The 16,957-nt window shown below is 62.1% G+C and carries 15 protein-coding genes and 1 pseudogene; 10 read left to right on the plus strand and 6 right to left on the minus strand.

Annotated features, from left to right (window positions below):
- Nucleotides 1–1,457 (minus strand): MFS transporter (locus CQ002_RS19005; protein WP_105720649.1); only part of this gene is annotated, 1,457 nt, incomplete at its 3' end.
- A 150-nt stretch (nt 1,458–1,607) separates the two neighbouring features.
- Here CQ002_RS19005 and CQ002_RS19010 point away from each other — a divergent pair.
- Together CQ002_RS19010 and CQ002_RS19015 are read left to right on the plus strand one after the other, a co-directional pair.
- Complete coding sequence (locus CQ002_RS19010) at nt 1,608–2,504, plus strand: LysR family transcriptional regulator (protein ID WP_105162059.1); 897 nt, start codon at nt 1,608–1,610, stop codon at nt 2,502–2,504.
- Nucleotides 2,505–2,796: 292 nt separating this feature from the next.
- The gene (locus CQ002_RS19015) at nt 2,797–4,359 is read left to right on the plus strand and encodes a TerC family protein (protein WP_034104489.1); all 1,563 of its coding nucleotides are present in this window, start codon (nt 2,797–2,799) and stop codon (nt 4,357–4,359) included.
- A gap of 106 nt (nt 4,360–4,465) precedes the next feature.
- On the opposite strand, the pseudogene CQ002_RS19020 reads toward CQ002_RS19015, so the two are convergent.
- Nucleotides 4,466–4,690: pseudogene (locus tag CQ002_RS19020) on the minus strand (thioredoxin domain-containing protein); the annotation flags it as partial.
- 60 nt (nt 4,691–4,750) lie between these two features.
- The gene (locus tag CQ002_RS19025; RefSeq protein WP_034104493.1) at nt 4,751–4,999 is read right to left on the minus strand and encodes a hypothetical protein; all 249 of its coding nucleotides are present in this window, start codon (nt 4,997–4,999) and stop codon (nt 4,751–4,753) included.
- 353 nt (nt 5,000–5,352) lie between these two features.
- Here CQ002_RS19025 and CQ002_RS19030 point away from each other — a divergent pair, with 353 nt between their 5' ends.
- From CQ002_RS19030 to CQ002_RS19065, 8 genes are all read left to right on the plus strand, one after another.
- A complete protein-coding gene (locus CQ002_RS19030; RefSeq protein WP_034104495.1) occupies nt 5,353–6,201 on the plus strand; it encodes a transporter substrate-binding domain-containing protein in 849 nt (282 codons plus the stop codon).
- Between the two features lie 51 nt (nt 6,202–6,252).
- Complete coding sequence (locus CQ002_RS19035; protein ID WP_034104497.1) at nt 6,253–6,915, plus strand: amino acid ABC transporter permease; 663 nt, start codon at nt 6,253–6,255, stop codon at nt 6,913–6,915.
- An 11-nt stretch (nt 6,916–6,926) separates the two neighbouring features.
- The gene (locus CQ002_RS19040; protein ID WP_025857548.1) at nt 6,927–7,589 is read left to right on the plus strand and encodes an amino acid ABC transporter permease; all 663 of its coding nucleotides are present in this window, start codon (nt 6,927–6,929) and stop codon (nt 7,587–7,589) included.
- Nucleotides 7,586–8,368: an amino acid ABC transporter ATP-binding protein gene (locus CQ002_RS19045; RefSeq protein ID WP_034104500.1), complete on the plus strand. Its 783-nt coding sequence runs from the start codon at nt 7,586–7,588 to the stop codon at nt 8,366–8,368. Before CQ002_RS19040 ends, CQ002_RS19045 begins: the two co-directional genes overlap by 4 nt.
- Before the next feature lie 16 nt (nt 8,369–8,384).
- Nucleotides 8,385–8,774 carry a RidA family protein gene (locus CQ002_RS19050; RefSeq protein ID WP_010210958.1) on the plus strand — a complete coding sequence of 130 codons (390 nt, stop codon included), beginning with the start codon at nt 8,385–8,387 and terminating at the stop codon, nt 8,772–8,774.
- A gap of 106 nt (nt 8,775–8,880) precedes the next feature.
- Complete coding sequence (locus CQ002_RS19055) at nt 8,881–9,645, plus strand: IclR family transcriptional regulator (protein ID WP_034104792.1); 765 nt, start codon at nt 8,881–8,883, stop codon at nt 9,643–9,645.
- A gap of 9 nt (nt 9,646–9,654) precedes the next feature.
- Nucleotides 9,655–10,863: an amino acid deaminase gene (locus CQ002_RS19060; RefSeq protein ID WP_034104502.1), complete on the plus strand. Its 1,209-nt coding sequence runs from the start codon at nt 9,655–9,657 to the stop codon at nt 10,861–10,863.
- Nucleotides 10,864–10,975: 112 nt separating this feature from the next.
- Entirely contained in the window at nt 10,976–11,884 is a 909-nt protein-coding gene (locus tag CQ002_RS19065; RefSeq protein WP_034104504.1) for a sugar kinase, read from the plus strand.
- A gap of 96 nt (nt 11,885–11,980) precedes the next feature.
- Here CQ002_RS19065 and CQ002_RS19070 read toward each other — a convergent pair whose 3' ends face one another.
- From CQ002_RS19070 to CQ002_RS19080, 3 genes are all read right to left on the minus strand, one after another.
- A complete protein-coding gene (locus CQ002_RS19070) occupies nt 11,981–12,256 on the minus strand; it encodes a peptidylprolyl isomerase (RefSeq protein ID WP_003174397.1) in 276 nt (91 codons plus the stop codon).
- Between the two features lie 43 nt (nt 12,257–12,299).
- On the minus strand, nt 12,300–14,795 hold the full coding sequence (locus tag CQ002_RS19075; RefSeq protein WP_034104506.1) for a PAS domain-containing sensor histidine kinase: 2,496 nt from the start codon (nt 14,793–14,795) through the stop codon (nt 12,300–12,302).
- A gap of 136 nt (nt 14,796–14,931) precedes the next feature.
- Complete coding sequence (locus CQ002_RS19080; protein WP_105162060.1) at nt 14,932–16,890, minus strand: acetoacetate--CoA ligase; 1,959 nt, start codon at nt 16,888–16,890, stop codon at nt 14,932–14,934.
- Between the last annotated feature and the right edge of the window lie 67 nt (nt 16,891–16,957).

Genomic DNA, 16,957 nt, shown 5'->3' on the forward strand with positions numbered 1-16,957 from the left:
CCCAGCAGCCCCAACAACCCCGCCACCCACAGCACACCGCTGAACCCGCCCACAAACGCCTGCCGCGCCAGCGGCTGCACCTGTGCGCGTGCCGCCTCCGGCAATAAACCCATCGCTGCCGGCATATCACCCGCCACCACCCGCGACGCAATGCCTGCCACCTGCGCCTGCCACTGTGTGTCGACACTCGCGCTCAACAATTGCTCGCTATGGCTGCTCAACAATGCCCCATACACACCAATCGCCAGCATGATCGCGCTGAAACGCATCGTCGTGCTCATGCCCGAGGCCATGCCCGCACGGTCCCGTGGTACGCAGGCCATGATGTTTTTCTGCGTGTCGCCATTGAGCAGGCCGGCCCCCGCACCGGTGACCGCAATCGCCAGGGCAAAGGGCAGGTAGCCGCCGACATCGAGCGCCCAGGCGCTCAACAGGTTGCCGCTGCCCACCAAGGTCAAGCCGGTCGCCATCATCGTTGCTGGCGCGAAACGCGCAGCCAACCGTGCGCCGATCCTTGGGCAGATCAACATAGTCAAGGCAAACGGCAACATACCCAGGCCCGAGGCAATCGCGGAGAACCCCAGGCCGTTCTGCAGGTAGAACGGCAACAACGTCATCATCACCTGGGCACAGCCGGCGTAGGCAAACATCCCCAGCAGGGCCCCGATAAAGCGCGGGTGACGGAACAGTTGCAGGTCGACCATGGGCCGCTGTTGCATACGCTCGACGATGGCGAATACGCCGAGTAAAGCCGCGCCGCCGATCAGCCGGGCGTAGGTCAGCGGGTTGTCCCAGCCGATGCGATTGGCCTCGATCAACCCCCAGATCAGGCACAGCAGGCTGGCGCTGAAGGCCAGGCTGCCCCACGGGTCGAGACGCGCGGACTGGGTATCGCGCGATTCCGGAATCGCGCGCAGCACCAGCGCCATCAGCCCCAGGCCCACCGGCAGGTTGAGATAGAAAATCCAGCGCCAGCCCAGGTACTCGGTGATCAAGCCGCCGAGGGTCGGCGCGGCGGTCATCGCCACGCCCATGCACGCGCCCCAGAAGGCCCAGGCTTTTGCGCGTTCGACTTCATCGTGGAAGGTGTGGCCGATGGAGGCGAGCGCCGAGGTCAGTAGCAACGCCGCGCCGACGCCTTTGATGGCGCGCGCGATGTCCAGGAACAGCGCGCTGGGCGCGGCGCCGCAGCCAAGGGATGCGAGGATAAAGATGCCCAGGCCCCAGACCAGGGTCTTCTTGCGTCCGAAACGGTCGGCGATGCTGCCGGCGGGTAATAACAGTGCGGCGAAGGCCAGCATGTAGGCGCTGACGACCCACTCGATATCGGCAAAGTTCGCCCCCAGGTCCCGGGCGATGCTGGGCAATGTCACGGCGACGATGTTGGTGTCGAGCACGATCAGCGAACAAACGCCGGACGCCGTCAACAAGGTATAGCGTGGGCTGACCCGGCTCATCGTTGAATTACCTCACAAGCAATAGTGAAAACACGGTTGACGGACATCGAAAAGGCTCTCTAATGTTCAAGTACTGTGAGCTTATTCCCGTCCGGCAATGTCTTTGTTAGCCGCCATGAAGTACTTCATTACCTTTGAGCTAATCCTGTCATGGACATCCGCCATTTCCGCTACTTCCTGGCCGTTGCCCGGCAACGCAATTTCACGCGGGCCGCTGAGCAATTGGGCATTGCGCCACCGACCTTGAGCCGCCAGATCCAGGAGATGGAAGCGGCGCTGGGCACGCGCCTGTTTGTCCGCCAGCACCGCGAAGTCAGCCTCACCGAAGCCGGTGCCGCCTTGCTGATGGAGGCCGAAGCCACCGTACGCCAGTTCGAGTTCGCCCAGCGCAGTGCCCAGCGCGCCGGGCGCGGCGAGATCGGGCATATCGAGCTGGGCTACGTGGCTTCTGCGGTGTATTCCGGGCTGTTGCAGCGACAAATGCAGGCGTTCAGCCAGGCGTTTCCCGATGTCAGCGTCAATGTGCGCGAATGTGCGATGGCGATGTTGCCTGGCGCGGTGGCGGACGGGCGTGTCGACATCGGCTATATCCGCTCGCCCATGACCCTGCCGGAGGGTGTGGAGGCAGTCCCGCTGGACAGCGAGGGGTTCGTACTGGCGTTGCCCCAGCATTCCTGGCTGCTGGGGCTCAGGGCGATTGGCTGCGAGCACCTGCAGAACGAGACGTTTATCTTGCCGGAGCAAATCAGCGGCACCTTGCATGTGGCAGCGCAAGGCGGCTTTGCACCGCGCCTGGGGCCGCAACCGGGTGGGCTGGTGGCGGTGATGGCGTTGGTGTCGCTCGGGCAGGGCGTGGCGGTGGTGCCCGCATCGCTGGTCGGGCACGTGAGTTTACCAGGCGTGGTTTACCGCAGTATCCACGGCAGTGATGCGTCATCGTGGTTGTCGTTGATTCACCGGCGCTTCGAGAAGGCCCCCGTGGTGGCGCGGTACATCCAGCAGGTCAAGGGCTCAGTCGGGGCTGCACGGAATCCGCCAGGCGCGTGAAGATCAGGCGGCAGGATAACGTCCCACATGCAGCCCGCAGGGCGCGCTGTACAGGTTTTGTAATAGTTTTGCGTTGTGGGAAGTTTGTGTTTCGGTTGTAGCATTCAAGTCCTTTTGCTGATTCAGGACCTGCATGAACACCCTCTCGGAGCCTCCCAGTCGTCTTTCCCCAAGACAACCGCTGTCGCTGTTCCCACTCAAGCACCCCGTATTCCGATTGCTAACCTTGTCCCGGTCCCTGACCGTGCATCGCCGTGTCCGGTATTCTGAAATCTGTAAAGAGACTCTATAAATGGAATGGTTAGCGGATCCAACGGCCTGGCTCGGCCTGTTGACCTTGATTGTGCTGGAACTGGTGCTTGGCATCGACAACCTGGTGTTTATTGCGATCCTGGCGGACAAACTGCCGCCGGAGCAGCGCGACCGTGCGCGCCTGATCGGTTTGTCCCTGGCATTGCTGATGCGCCTGGGCCTGCTGGCGAGTATTTCCTGGTTGGTGACCCTCACCCAGCCGCTGTTCGAGGTGTTCGACAAGAGCTTCTCGGGCCGTGACCTGATCATGTTGTTCGGTGGTGTGTTCCTGCTGTTCAAGGCCACCATGGAATTGCACGAGCGCCTGGAAGGGCATGTGGCCCAGCGTACGGGCAACGCGGCCTATGCGATGTTCTGGCCGATCGTGGCGCAGATCGTGGTGCTCGACGCGGTGTTCTCCCTCGACGCGGTGATCACCGCCGTGGGCATGGTCGACGAACTGGCAGTGATGATGATCGCGGTGATCGTGTCCATCGGCCTGATGATCGTGGCGAGCAAGCCGCTGACCCGCTTCGTCAATGCGCACCCGACCGTGATCATGTTGTGCCTGGGTTTCCTGATGATGATCGGTTTTGCCCTGACCGCCGAGGGCCTGGGCTTCCATATTCCGAAGGGCTACCTGTACGCGGCCATTGGTTTCTCGATCCTGATCGAAGTGTTCAACCAGATCGCCCGTTCGCGCCGCAAGAAGTCCGCGCAAGGCGTGTTGCCGGTACGTGAGCGCACCGCCCATGCGGTGATGCGCTTACTGGGTGGCCGCAGCCTGGCGGTGGAAGAGGTGGATGAGGAGGTCGCCGATCTGCTGGGTGAACCGGATGCTGCGCAGGGTCCGCTGTTCGATCGACGTGAGCGCGTGATGATCAGTGGTGTGCTGCAACTGGCCGAGCGGCCGATCCGTACGCTGATGACGCCGCGTGCCAAGGTCGACTACATCGATCTGGCGGACGATCCTGACAGTATTCGCCTCAAACTGATGCATTCGTCCTACTCGCGGCTGCCGTTGATCCGCAACGGTGCTATCGATGAGCCATTGGGCTTTGTGCACAAGAAGGAATTGCTCAAGGAATACCTGGCCGGCAACGTGCCTAACCTGGAGCACCTGGCGCGCCGGGCGATCAATTTGCTGGAGAGCTTTTCGATTCTCAATGCCCTGGAGCAGATGCGCCAGGAGTCGACCCATATCGCGTTCGTGATCAACGAGTTCGGTGATTTCATGGGGGTGTTGAGCATGACCGATATCCTTGAGTCCATCGCGGGTGAGTTGCCGGATGCCAGCGAAATCGAGGGCCCGGATATCGTCGAGGAGGGCGATGGCTTCCGCGCCAATGGCGCCTTGAACCTTAACCTGGTTCGCCAGCGCACCGGCTTCAAGGCGACTGCGACCGAGGACTACCAGACGCTGGCGGGCCTGGTCATGAGCCTGCTCGACCGCCTGCCGGTAGTGGGCGATAGCCTGGAGCATGAGGGCTGGCGCCTGACGGTGGCGGCGGTGGAGGAGCGGCGGGTGACGCAGGTTTGCCTGGCGCCTTTACCCCAGGCGTAACCGCGGCTCGTCCGGCGTACTGCTCGAAGGCGCGTACCAGCGCTTGCTCGCCAAGACCGGGAAGGGCTTCGAGCAACGCCTGGTGGTGGTAGATCAGCAGCATCGGGATACGGTCGACACGGGGATGCCGTGGCGTGTCGACGCAATCAAGGATCAGGATTTTGACGTGGTCCTTGTAGCCTTGGCTGATTCGCATGAATCGCGGCATCGCATCACTGCATGCGGTGCAGTCATGTGACATGAACACCACAAAGACGGGCTGTACCGTATCCAGTTCGTGCTCAAAAGCGGCCTTGTCTGCAATCACGGCATTGACATAGTTCATCGACATTTCCCTCCAGGACCCTGGCTCACGCTAGGGCGGGAAATCGTCCCGGTCTACTGTCAATCTTCACAGGTCGCCGTCACGCTCCACACGCTCGCGCGCCTTGCGTGCCTGGCTCGCGCATTTCTTGTATTCCAGATTGTCCCTGGAGGCTTTCGCCTGGCGATAGCCATGATGATTCTGGCTGGTGTAGTTGGTGCTCAAGGCTTCATTGAGCTTGCGCAGTTCTTCCTTGCATGCACGACGATCATTACTGGCCGAGGCATTGCCGGCCACGAGAAGGGAGAGCACTAACAGGGTAACGCCGAATTTCATCAAAGCAGGTTCCTCATCGAATCGTCCTACAGGTGCCACGTAAAAGTTAGATTGAGGCTAGCCCAGCATCCTGATTTTTCCACGGTGCTCTCGCACTGCAACAGTGCGCAGTAACACCCTTGCAGGGCATGCGATTGGGCCTGTCACCGCGGTGTGGGGCCTTGGGTAGCAAAGCGATTGCAGGTAATGGCGCAACGCCTTAAGCCACGTCCACATTTATCCAGCTGATTTCTAAAGACTTTATTCCCATCATATTTTTCTGTTACTGCGTGTGGCACACTTTCTGCTGTCTATTCCGTTGTTACATACTAAGTTCCGGTATAGCGGAATACACAACCCCTGGAGTGCTTGTCATGCATCACCGACCTTCCGTGTTCAAAGCGTGTGTTTTTCTCTTCGCCGCATCGGCTTCCCTCGCCAGCATCGTGCAGGCGGCGGACAGCAAGCTCGATAATGTGCTCAAGCGTGGGCACCTGATCGTGGGTACAGGCAGTACCAATGCGCCGTGGCACTTCCAGGGAGCGGATGGCAAGTTGCAAGGTTTTGATATCGACATCGGCCGCATTGTGGCCAAGGGGTTGTTCAACGACCCAAGCAAGGTCGAGTTCGTGGTGCAGTCGTCCGACGCACGCATTCCCAACCTGTTGACCGACAAGGTCGACATGAGTTGCCAGTTCATCACCGTCACCGCCAGCCGTGCACAACAAGTGGCCTTTACCCTGCCGTACTACCGCGAAGGCGTGGGCCTGCTGTTGCCGAACAACAGCAAGTACAAAGAGATCGAAGACCTGCAGGCTGCCGGCGACGGCGTCACCGTGGCCGTGCTGCAAAACGTCTACGCCGAAGAGTTGGTGCACCAGGCATTGCCCAAGGCCAAGGTCGACCAGTACGACAGCGTGGACCTGATGTACCAGGCGGTGAACTCCGGTCGCGCCGATGCCGCCGCCACCGACCAGTCCTCGGTCAAGTACCTGATGGTGCAGAACCCAGGTCGCTACCGCAGCCCGGCTTACGCCTGGAGCCCGCAGACCTACGCGTGCGCCGTCAAGCGTGGCGACCAGGACTGGCTGAACTTCGTCAATACCGCGCTGCATGAAGCCATGACCGGCGTCGAGTTCCCCACCTACAAAGCCTCGTTCAAGCAATGGTTCGGTGTGGACCTGCCAGAACCCGCGATCGGCTTCCCGGTTGAGTTCAAGTAAATCGAAAACCTGGGGCGTCGCTGATGGCGCCCCAATCAGGTACTGCCGACCATGAACTATCAGTTGAACTTTGCCGCCGTGTGGCGCGACTTCCCCAGCTTGCTGGCGGGGCTCGGCCTGGGCCTTGAGCTGGCGCTGCTGTCGATCGCGATTGGCTGCGTGATCGGCCTGATGATGGCATTTGCCATGCTGTCGAAACACAGGGCATTGCGCGTGCTGGCTTCGGTGTATGTGACGGTGATCCGCAATACACCGATCCTCGTGTTGATCCTGTTGATCTACTTCGCCTTGCCCAGCCTGGGTATTCGCCTGGACAAGATCCCGTCGTTCATCATCACCTTGTCGTTGTACGCCGGTGCCTACCTGACCGAAGTGTTCCGCGCCGGGCTGCTGAATATTCCCAAGGGCTTGCGTGAGGCCGGGTTGGCGATCGGTTTGGGTGAGTGGCGGATCCGGGCCTATATCACGGTGCCAGTGATGCTGCGCAACGTGTTGCCCGCGCTGTCGAACAACTTCATTTCGCTGTTCAAGGACACTTCGCTCGCCGCCGCCATCGCGGTGCCGGAGCTGACTTATTACGCCCGCAAGATCAACGTCGAAAGCTACCGGGTGATTGAAACCTGGCTGGTCACGACGGTGCTCTACGTGGCTGCCTGTTACCTCATTGCCATGCTGCTCCGTTACCTGGAACAGCGTCTGGCGATCCGTCGTTAAGGAAGGTTTCCATGTACGAATCCCCCAGCTGGTTGCATGAGTTGTGGATCGCCCGGGATACCCTCTGGGCGGGCTTCCAGGCCAGTGTGTATGTGTCGGCGCTGGCCATTATCTTTGGCACCTTGATCGGTATCGTGGCGGGGTTGATCCTCACCTACGGCAAGTTCTGGATGCGTGCGCCGTTTCGCCTGTACGTCGACCTGATCCGTGGTACGCCGGTGTTTGTGCTGGTCTTGGCGTGTTTCTACATGCTGCCGGCACTCGGTTGGCAGATCACCGCGTTCCAGGCTGGTGCGGTCGGGTTGACCCTGTTCTGCGGCTCCCACGTCTCGGAGATCGTGCGCGGTGCGTTGCAAGCCATTCCCCGTGGGCAACTGGAAGCGGGCAAGGCGATCGGCCTGACGTTCTATCAGTCCCTGGGCTATGTGCTGTTGCCTCAGGCGCTGCGCCAGATCCTGCCGACATGGGTCAATTCCTCCACGGAAATCGTCAAGGCCTCGACCTTGCTGTCGGTGATCGGCGTGGCCGAGTTGCTGCTAAGCACCCAGCAAGTGATCGCGCGTACCTTCATGACCCTGGAGTTCTACCTGTTCGCCGGGTTTCTGTTCTTTGTCATCAACTACGCCATCGAGTTATTCGGGCGCTACATAGAAAAGCGGGTGGCCTTGCCATGAACCAACCTCAAACCAACCAACCGCTGCTGAACATCCGTGGCCTGCGAAAGCAATACGGCCAGGTGGAAGTGCTCAAGGGCGTCGACTTGTCCATGCAGCGTGGCAACGTGGTGACCCTGATCGGCTCCAGCGGCTCGGGCAAGACCACGCTGTTGCGCTGCGTCAACCTGCTGGAAGAATTCCAGGGGGGGCAGATCACCCTGGATGGCGAGTCCATCGGCTACAGCGAAATCGCCGGCAAGCGCGTGCGTCATCCCGAACGTGTGATTGCCCAGCATCGGGCGATGACTGGCATGGCGTTCCAGCAGTTCAACCTGTTCCCGCATTTGACCGCGTTGCAGAACGTCACCCTCGGCCTGCTCAAGGTCAAGAAGATGGGCAAGGACGAAGCTGTCGCGCTGGCCGAGAAATGGCTGGACCGCGTGGGCCTGCTGGAACGGCGCAATCATTTTCCCGGCCAGCTTTCCGGCGGCCAGCAGCAACGCGTGGCGATCGCCCGCGCGATTGCCATGAACCCCAGCCTGATGCTGTTCGACGAAGTCACCTCGGCCCTCGACCCGGAGCTGGTGGGCGAAGTGCTCAGCGTGATCAAGGGCCTGGCGGAGGAGGGCATGACCATGCTGCTGGTCACCCACGAAATGCGCTTTGCCTATGAAGTCTCGGACAAGATCGTTTTCATGAACCAGGGCCGCATCGAAGAGCAGGGTTCGTCGAAGGACATTTTCGAACGCCCGCAATCGCCGCGCCTGGCGGAATTTCTCAAGAACATTCGTTTTTAATCAGGAGCATCTTTTTATGAGCATCACTCGTTACGGTGCCGGCAGTACTGCTGGCGGTGGCCAGCCTCGTCCTTTCGCCCGCGCCGTGGAAGCGGACGGTTGGTTGTACGTCTCCGGCCAAGTGCCTGCGGTGGACGGCGAAATCATCACCGGTGGGATCATCGAGCAGACCCGCCAGACCATGCGCAACGTGGTGGCGATCCTCGAAGAAGCCGGCTATGAGCTCAAGGATGTGGTGCGTGTCGGCGTATGGCTGGAAGACCCGCGTGACTTCTGGAGTTTCAACAAGGTCTTCGGCGAATACTTCACCCCGGAACACGCCCCGGCGCGCGCCTGTGTACAGGCCAACATGATGGTGGACTGCAAGGTCGAGATTGATTGCGTGGCCTACAAGAAAAAGGGCTAAATTGCCCCACTCTTAAGCCCACCAGAGATCAAATGTGGGAGGGGGCCTGCCCCCTCCCGCAGTGGACCTGCGCCAGCCCTACCATTGCGACCGGACCGAAATTGCCATGACCGAAGACACCATCAAACGCCGCGCCAAAGGCCTGGACCGTGCATTCGATATCCTCGACTTCCTCAAGGAAATTGGCCAGCCCCTGCGCCCGAATGATATCGCCAGCGGCATCGGCAGCCCCAAATCCACCGTGTACGAACTGGTTGCGTCCCTGCTTGAGCGGCGCATCCTGGAGACGGTGGGCAAGGACGGTCACGTCTACCTCGGCCGGCAGTTGTATTTTCTGGGCCAGGCACACTTGCGCCATTTCGACCTGACCCGCGAGGCCGACCATGCCTTGCAGGAGATTGTCAGCCAGACCCACGAAACCGCGCAGATGTGCCTGCTCAACGGGCGCAAATACACCGTGGCGTTGATGCGCGAGGGCGAACGGCATTTCCGTATTTCCTCGGACATCGGTGAGAACGCGCCAATCCCGTGGACGGCCTCCGGGCGCCTTCTGCTGGGACACTTGAGTGACCAGCAGATCGTCGACCTGATCGACCACGATGACTTCATCCTGCCGGACGGCCAGCGCTTGCCGCTGGAGACCTTCCTGGCACAGATCCGCCAGGCCACCCTCGACGGTTTCTTCTCCTTCGACAGTGTGGCCGACACCTTTACCCATTGCTTTGCCGCCCCGGTGCGTGACGCCCAAGGTATCAGCATTGCGACCCTGTGCATCGTGGCGCCACGCGCCGATGCCAGCAAGAACTACAACGACTATCGCCGGGTGTTGATCGACAGCGCCAACAACCTGGCCCGGCGCATCAACGAATAGGAGTTTTCCATGTCTGCCAACAACGCCGTTGAAAAAGGCGCCGCCGCCGTCGGTGCCCACCTGGTCCGCGACGTCAGCCTGCCCGCCCTGGTGCTGCACCGCGACGCCTTGGAACACAACATCCGCTGGATGCAGGACTTTGTGAGCAAGAGCGGGGCGCAACTGGCGCCCCACGGCAAGACCAGCATGATGCCGGCGCTGTTCCAGCGTCAGGTCGCCGAAGGCGCCTGGGGCATTACCCTGGCCAACGCCGTGCAGACCCGCGCCGCCTACGCCGGTGGCGTACGCCGCGTGTTGATGGCGAATCAGCTGGTGGGCGCGCCGAACATGGCGCTGATCGCCGACCTGTTGGCCGACAAGGAATTCGAGTTCCACTGCATGGTCGATCATCCCGACAACGTCGCCGACCTGGGCCTGTTCTTCGCCGCCCGTGGCCTGCGTCTGAACGTGATGATCGAATACGGCGTGGTCGGCGGCCGTTGCGGTTGCCGCAGCGAGCAGGAAGTGCGCGACCTGGCCAAGGCGATCAAGGCTCAGCCCGCCCTGGCCCTCACCGGTATCGAAGGCTATGAAGGCGTGATCCACGGCGAGCACGCCATCAGCGGCATCCGCGATTTTGCCGCCAGCCTGGTGCGCCTGGCGGTGGACCTGCAGAACAACGGCTCTTTCGACTTGCCCAAGCCTATCGTCACGGCCTCGGGGTCGGCCTGGTATGACCTGATTGCCGAGTCGTTCGAAGAGCAAAATGCCGCCGGTCGCTTCCTCAGTGTGCTGCGCCCGGGCAGCTACGTGGCCCATGACCACGGTATCTACAAAGACGCGCAATGCTGCGTGCTCGACCGCCGCAGCGACCTCAGCGAAGGCCTGCGCCCGGCCCTGGAAGTCTGGGCCCACGTGCAATCGTTGCCGGAGCCGGGTTTTGCCGTGATCGCCCTGGGCAAGCGCGACGTGGCCTACGACGCCGGCCTGCCGGTGCCGCTCAAGCGCTACAAGGCCGGTATATTGCCGGCCGAAGGTGATGACGTGGGCGCGTGCAAGGTCACGGCGGTGATGGACCAGCATGCGTTCATGACCGTGGCGCCGGGGGTAGAATTGCGTATCGGCGACATCATTTCGTTCGGCACTTCGCACCCGTGCCTCACCTTTGACAAGTGGCAGGTCGGATGCCTGGTGGATGAGCAGTTGCAGGTGATCGAGTCCCTGCATACCTGCTTCTGAATCGCGTCGCGTCCATTGCAGGCACGTCCGCTCCCGCCTTTGGAAGGCATTCCAGAGGTGGGAGCGGGCTTGCCCGCGAAGGGGCCATCAGCCACACCAGAGATTAAACGGCATGAACACATCCCCCCGCATCGCCCTGATCGGCGAATGCATGATCGAACTGCAACACCGCGCCGACGGCAGCCTGCACCAGAGCTTCGGCGGTGACACCTTGAACGCGGCGGTCTACCTACGCCGCGAACTGGGTGGCACCGGCAGCGTCGACTACGTCACCGCCCTGGGCGACGACAGTTTCAGCGATGCCATGTGCCAGCAGTGGACGGATGAAGGCCTGGGCCTGGGCATGGTCCAGCGCCTGGCTGGACGTTTGCCGGGGTTGTACTGCATTCAGACCGACGCCAGCGGCGAGCGCAAATTCCTCTACTGGCGTAACGAAGCCGCCGTACGCGACTGCTTCACCACGCCCGCCGCCGAGCCGATCCTGGCTGCATTGCCGGACTATGACGTGGTGTATTTCAGCGGCATTACCCTGGCGGTGCTGGGTGAGGTCGGCCGCGGTCGGTTGCTGCAAGCCCTGATCGAAACCCGTCGTCGCGGGGGCAAGGTGGTGTTCGACAACAATTACCGGCCGCGTTTGTGGGCGAGTATCGAGGCGGCCCGCGCTGCGTATCACACGGTGTTGGCAGCCGTGGACATTGCATTGCTGACCGAGGATGACGAGCGCGCATTGTTTGGGTATGCCGACAGTGAGCAGGTGTTTGCGGCGTACCCGAGCATTGAAGAGGTCGTGCTCAAGCGTGGCGCCGATGAATGCTTGATCCGCTGCAATGGCGAGCGCTTTGCCGTGCCGGCGCTGAAGGTGGAAAAGGTGGTGGATACGACAGCGGCGGGGGATTCGTTCAGTGCGGCGTATCTGGCCGCTCGGCTCAAAGGCGGCTCTCCAGAGGACGCCGCTGTGGCCGGGCATTGGCTGGCCAGTCGCGTGATCCAACTGCCGGGGGCGCTGATTCCCAGGGGGTGAATGGCCGCCTGCGGCGGTTCGCGGGCAAGCCCGCTCCCACAGTGGGTTGCATGCTCTCGGTCAAAATGCAGTCAGTTGTGGGTGTCAGGCAACCGCTCAGTCGCGGTAAAACACCTGCACCAAGTGGTACCCAAACTTGCTTTTGATCGGCCCGTGAACCACTTTCACCGGCTTCTTGAAGATCACCGCATCAATCGCCCCCACCATCTGCCCGGGCCGCACTTCACCCAGGTCACCCCCGCGCTTGCCGGACGGGCAGGTGGAGTACTTCTTGGCCAGCACATCAAAGGCTTCGCCCTTGGCAATACGCTGCTTGAGCTGTTCGGCTTCTTCGCTGGTTTTCACCAGGATATGACGGGCTTGGGCTTTCATTGATCTCTACCAGGTGTGCGACGGCGCGCGATTATGCCTGAACTCATGGGTCAACGCTGATCATGCTGCGGATTTTGGTCGCCAGCACGTCGATGGAAAACGGCTTGGCCACCATGTCCATGCCGTCCTCCAGGAAGCCCTGGCGCTCGGCAGCTTTCTCGGCGTAACCGGTCATGAACAATACGCGCAGGCCTGGACGATGCTGGCGGGCGATCTCTGCCAACTGCCGGCCGTTCATGCCCGGCAGGCCGACATCGGTCACCAGCAAGTCGACGCGCAAATCCGATTCCAGCAGCGGCAGTGCGGTGCGCGCGTCCGCCGCCTGGTGCGCGGTGTAGCCCAGTTCGTCGAGTACATTGACCACCAGCATGCGCACCGCCGGGTCGTCCTCGACCACCACCACCGCTTCACCGGCCATGGCCACCGGCGCTTCGCTCGAGTGCGGCGGCAGGCTGCTTTCCAGCGCGGTGCCGTGCAGGCGCGGCAGGTACAGTCGCACACAAGTGCCCTGGCCCGGTTCGCTCTGGATGGTGACATGGCCGCCGGACTGCTGGGCAAAGCCGTAGATCATCGACAGGCCCAGGCCGGTGCCCTGGCCGATGGGCTTGGTGGTGAAGAAGGGGTCGAACGCCTTGGCGAGGATTTTCGGCGCCATGCCGGTGCCGTTGTCGCACACGCCGAGCATCACGTAGTCGCCGGCCTTGACCGGTTCCAGGGTGGTGATATCGGTGCCGTCCAGGTAGCTGTTGGCGGTTTCGATAAGTATCTCGCCGCCATCGGGCATCGCGTCACGGGCGTTGATCACCAGGTTGAGCAGGGCATTTTCGAGCTGGCTGGCGTCGGTGTTGACCGGCCAGATGTCGTTGCCCAGTTGCACCTTGAGTGCGATATGCGCGCCCTTGGTCCGTCGGAACAGGTCTTCCAGCGACGCCACCAATTGGTTGGGGTCGAGCGGGCGCCGGTCCAGCGACTGGCGTCGCGAGAAGGCCAGCAGCCGGTGGGTAAGGGCGGCGGCGCGGTGGGCGGAGGACACGGCGGCGTCGGCAAAACGGCCGATATCATCGCTGCGCCCGGCGGCGATATAGCGCTGCATCAGGTCCAGGCTGCCGATGATGCCGGTGAGCATATTGTTGAAGTCGTGGGCGATACCGCCGGTGAGCTGACCCACCGCTTCCATCTTCTGCGCATGGCGCAGCGCGTCTTCGGCGCGTTCGCGTTCGAACATTTCGTTTTGCAGGCGCTGGTTGGCCTCTGCCAGTGCCTGGGTGCGCTGGGTCACGCGTTCCTCAAGGTTTTCGTTGAGGTGGCGCAGCGCTTCTTCGGTGAGTTTGCGTTCGGTCTCATCGATCACAAAGATGTAGAAACCATTCACCGAGCCATCATTGCTGAAGCGCGGCAGGTACTTCATCAACGCATGCCGTGGCCGGCCGTCACGGTGCGGTGTCACGGTCATGAAGCTGCAAGCCTTGCCCTTGAGCGCGGCCGCGATCTTGTCCGCCCGCCCGGCATACACTTCGTCGCCGAGCACGTCGCGGATGGTCTTGCCGTACAGCTCCTGAGGCGTCATGCCGTACCACTCCAGGTACGCACTGTTGTTCAAGCGGAACCGCTCCTCATGGTCGACGTAGCCAATCAGCACTGGCATGGCGTTGATGATCAGTTGCAGTTCGGTCTGGCTTTGGCGCAAGGCCTGCTCGGTGTGTTTGCGCTCGGTAAGGTCCAGCGCCGCGCCGAGGAACCGCGCCGGGCGACCCTGGTGGTCCTTGTAGCAACGGCCTCGGGCAAACACCCAGCGCACCTGGCCGTCGGCTTGCAGCAGACGGTATTCCTCGGCGTATTCCGTGCCGAAGGTGATGCAGTGCTTGATGCTGCGGGCCACCATGCTGCGGTCTTCGGGGTGTACGCCTTGCAGGTAGTCACTGATGGGCAGCCGGCCGGCCTCGCTCGGGTCGACACCGTGCAGGTAGGCGAAGTGCGCGTCGGCGATAAAGAGGTCTTCGCCGATATCCCAATCCCAGGTCCCTACGGCGTCGGTGGCGGCCAGCGCCAGTTGCAGGCGTTGCTCGGTGTTCTGCCGGGCCCTGCGCCGCTCGTTGGTTTCGATGGCGGTGACCAGGATCCCGGCCACACTGCCGCTCTCATCGCGTATCGGGCTGTAGGTCAGGTCCAGCCAGATTTCAGTGTCGCGATTATGCCGCTGCAGCACGAAGCGCTGCTCGCTGAAGGTGCGCACCTGGCCGCTGAGCACGGCGTCGTAGACCGGCGCGGTAAAGCTTTCGAGCTCCGGCCAGGTCTGGTGCGCAGGCTGCCCCATGGCCTCGGGGTGTTTGTTGCCCGCGAGCAAGGCGAAACCGTCGTTGTAGAGCTGCGTGAGCTGGCTGCCCCACAACAGGAGCATTGGCATTGGCGAATGGACGACGATATCCACGGCGGTACGCAGGCTTTGTGGCCAATCATTGGCCTCACCGAGAGGGCTTTGTGCCCAGTCCAGCCGCGCGATCAATGCGGCGGCTTCGCTGCCGGTGGATGGTCCATTCATGAAAAAAACCCTGAGCGTAACGCTTTGAACGATGACAACACCCATTATCACGCGAGTCGGGAATGGGTGACCAGCCCCGAAAAATAGCATGCATTGTGAGTTTGTCTTCAAATGAGTCGGTCAGGGCTGAAACCTTTCATCCTTCCGCCAGCTCAGGGCGGTCGCGAAACTGGTCCAGGGCCTGTGGGTTGGCCAGGGCGTCCGTGTTCTTCACGGGCTCGCCGTGCACCACGTTGCGTACCGCCAATTCAACGATCTTGCCGCTGATGGTGCGCGGGATATCGGTGACCGCGAGTATCTTCGCCGGGACGTGCCGCGGTGTGGTGTTGGCGCGGATCACCTGGCGGATCCGTTGCTCCAGCGGTTCATCCAGGTCAACCCCGTCATCGAGGCGCACGAACAACACCACGCGCACATCGTCTTGCCAGCGTTGGCCGATGGCCAGGCTTTCCAGCACCTGCGGGACCTTTTCCACCTGGCGATAGATTTCGGCCGTGCCGATGCGCACGCCGCCCGGGTTGAGCACGGCGTCGGAGCGCCCGTGAATCAGCAGGCTGCCATTGGGGCGTTGTTCGGCGTAGTCACCTTGAGCCCAGATGCCAGGGAATTGGCTGAAGTAGGAGGCGCGCAGCTTCTGGCGGTCCGGGTCGTTCCACAGGCCGATGGGCATGGCCGGGAAGTGCCGGGTGCACACCAGCTCGCCTTTTTCACCAACCAGGGGGCGGCCCTGGTCGTCCCACACCTCGATGGCCATCGCCAGGCTCTTGCACTGCATTTCGCCGCGCCGCACGGGCAACACCGGGTTGCCGATCACAAAGCAGGAGACGATATCAGTGCCACCGGACATGGACGACAGGCACAGTTCGTCCTTGATCTCGCGGTACACGTAGTCGTAGCTCTGCGGCGACAGCGGCGAGCCGGTCGAAATCAGCCCCTTGAGGCTGCGCAGGTCGTGGCTCAGGCGCGGCCGCAGCCCGGCCTTTTCCAGCGTGGCGAGAAACTTGGGGCTGGTACCGAACACGCTGATTTTTTCCGCGTCGATCAGGTCGATCAGGCGCTCGGGGCCTGGATGAAACGGCGAACCGTCATACAGCACCGCCGTGGCGCCGATGGCCAGTACCGACACCAGCCAGTTCCACATCATCCAACCGCAGGTGGTGTAGTAGAACAGGCAGTCCTCGCGTGACAGGTCGGCATGCAGGCCGTGTTCCTTGAGGTGGGTGAGCAACACGCCGCCGGTGCCGTGGATGATGCACTTGGGCACACCCGTGGTGCCGCTGGAATAGAGGATGTACAGCGGATGATCGAACGGCACCGCGACGAATTCAGGCTCGCCGCCCGGCTGGTAGAAGTCCTGCCACAGCGCGGCGCCGGCTAGGGTTTGATAATCCTGCACCCGCGCCTGTGGCCTGGCGTACGGCACGATGATCAATTGCTCCAGGGACGGCAGGCGCGCGAGGATCTCATTGAGCTTGGCGGTCTGGTCGATGTCCTTGCCGGCATAGCGGTAACCGGCGCAGGTGATCAGCACCTTGGGTTCGATCTGGCCGAAACGGTCGATCACGCCCTGGGTGCCGAAGTCCGGGGATGAACACGACCAGATCGCGCCGAGGCTGGTGGTGGCCAGCATGCCCACCAGGGTCTGCCAAGTGTTGGGCATGCACGCCGCGACGCGGTCACCCACGCCGACGCCCGCGGCCCGCAGGCTTTGCTGCAGGCCGGCGACATGGGCGGCCAGCTCGGCGTAGGTCAATGCTTCGCGCTGGCCGTCTTCGCTGATGGCGATCACCGCAGGGTGATCATCGCGGCGGCGCAACAGGTGCTCGGCAAAGTTCAGGGTCGCGCCGGGAAACCACTGGGCGCTAGGCATTTCAGCGTCTTCGATCAGCACCGCCGTAGGTGGGCTGCGAAACTGCACGCCGAAGAACGCCACGATGGCCCGCCAGAAGTCCGGGCGCTGGTCGATGCTCCACTGGTGCAGGGCCGGGTAATCGTCGAGCTGCAGGCCGTAGCGCGCGTTGATGTAGCGTCGGAACTGGTCCATCCGCGTGTTGGCGATGCGTTCCGGGGAAGGTTGCCAGAGGATGTCGGACATACGCGAGTCTCTTGTTCTTATACAAATCGACCTGGTGTGGGAGCGGCGGTGCCTGCGCGACTGGGGT

Origin of the sequence: Pseudomonas sp. MYb13 (assembly GCF_002980075.1) — a bacterium.
GTDB classification, from domain to species: domain Bacteria; phylum Pseudomonadota; class Gammaproteobacteria; order Pseudomonadales; family Pseudomonadaceae; genus Aquipseudomonas; species Aquipseudomonas lurida.

Bases quoted from the DNA above. Each gene is read 5' to 3' on its own strand.
- CQ002_RS19010 (WP_105162059.1), top strand. From the start codon at position 1,608: ATGGACATCCGCCATTTCCGCTACTTCCTGGCCGTTGCCCGGCAACGC.
- CQ002_RS19015 (WP_034104489.1), top strand. From the start codon at position 2,797: ATGGAATGGTTAGCGGATCCAACGGCCTGGCTCGGCCTGTTGACCTTG.
- CQ002_RS19025 (WP_034104493.1), bottom strand. From the start codon at position 4,999: ATGAAATTCGGCGTTACCCTGTTAGTGCTCTCCCTTCTCGTGGCCGGC.
- CQ002_RS19030 (WP_034104495.1), top strand. From the start codon at position 5,353: ATGCATCACCGACCTTCCGTGTTCAAAGCGTGTGTTTTTCTCTTCGCC.
- CQ002_RS19035 (WP_034104497.1), top strand. From the start codon at position 6,253: ATGAACTATCAGTTGAACTTTGCCGCCGTGTGGCGCGACTTCCCCAGC.
- CQ002_RS19040 (WP_025857548.1), top strand. From the start codon at position 6,927: ATGTACGAATCCCCCAGCTGGTTGCATGAGTTGTGGATCGCCCGGGAT.
- CQ002_RS19045 (WP_034104500.1), top strand. From the start codon at position 7,586: ATGAACCAACCTCAAACCAACCAACCGCTGCTGAACATCCGTGGCCTG.
- CQ002_RS19050 (WP_010210958.1), top strand. From the start codon at position 8,385: ATGAGCATCACTCGTTACGGTGCCGGCAGTACTGCTGGCGGTGGCCAG.
- CQ002_RS19055 (WP_034104792.1), top strand. From the start codon at position 8,881: ATGACCGAAGACACCATCAAACGCCGCGCCAAAGGCCTGGACCGTGCA.
- CQ002_RS19060 (WP_034104502.1), top strand. From the start codon at position 9,655: ATGTCTGCCAACAACGCCGTTGAAAAAGGCGCCGCCGCCGTCGGTGCC.
- CQ002_RS19065 (WP_034104504.1), top strand. From the start codon at position 10,976: ATGAACACATCCCCCCGCATCGCCCTGATCGGCGAATGCATGATCGAA.
- CQ002_RS19070 (WP_003174397.1), bottom strand. From the start codon at position 12,256: ATGAAAGCCCAAGCCCGTCATATCCTGGTGAAAACCAGCGAAGAAGCC.
- CQ002_RS19075 (WP_034104506.1), bottom strand. From the start codon at position 14,795: ATGAATGGACCATCCACCGGCAGCGAAGCCGCCGCATTGATCGCGCGG.
- CQ002_RS19080 (WP_105162060.1), bottom strand. From the start codon at position 16,890: ATGTCCGACATCCTCTGGCAACCTTCCCCGGAACGCATCGCCAACACG.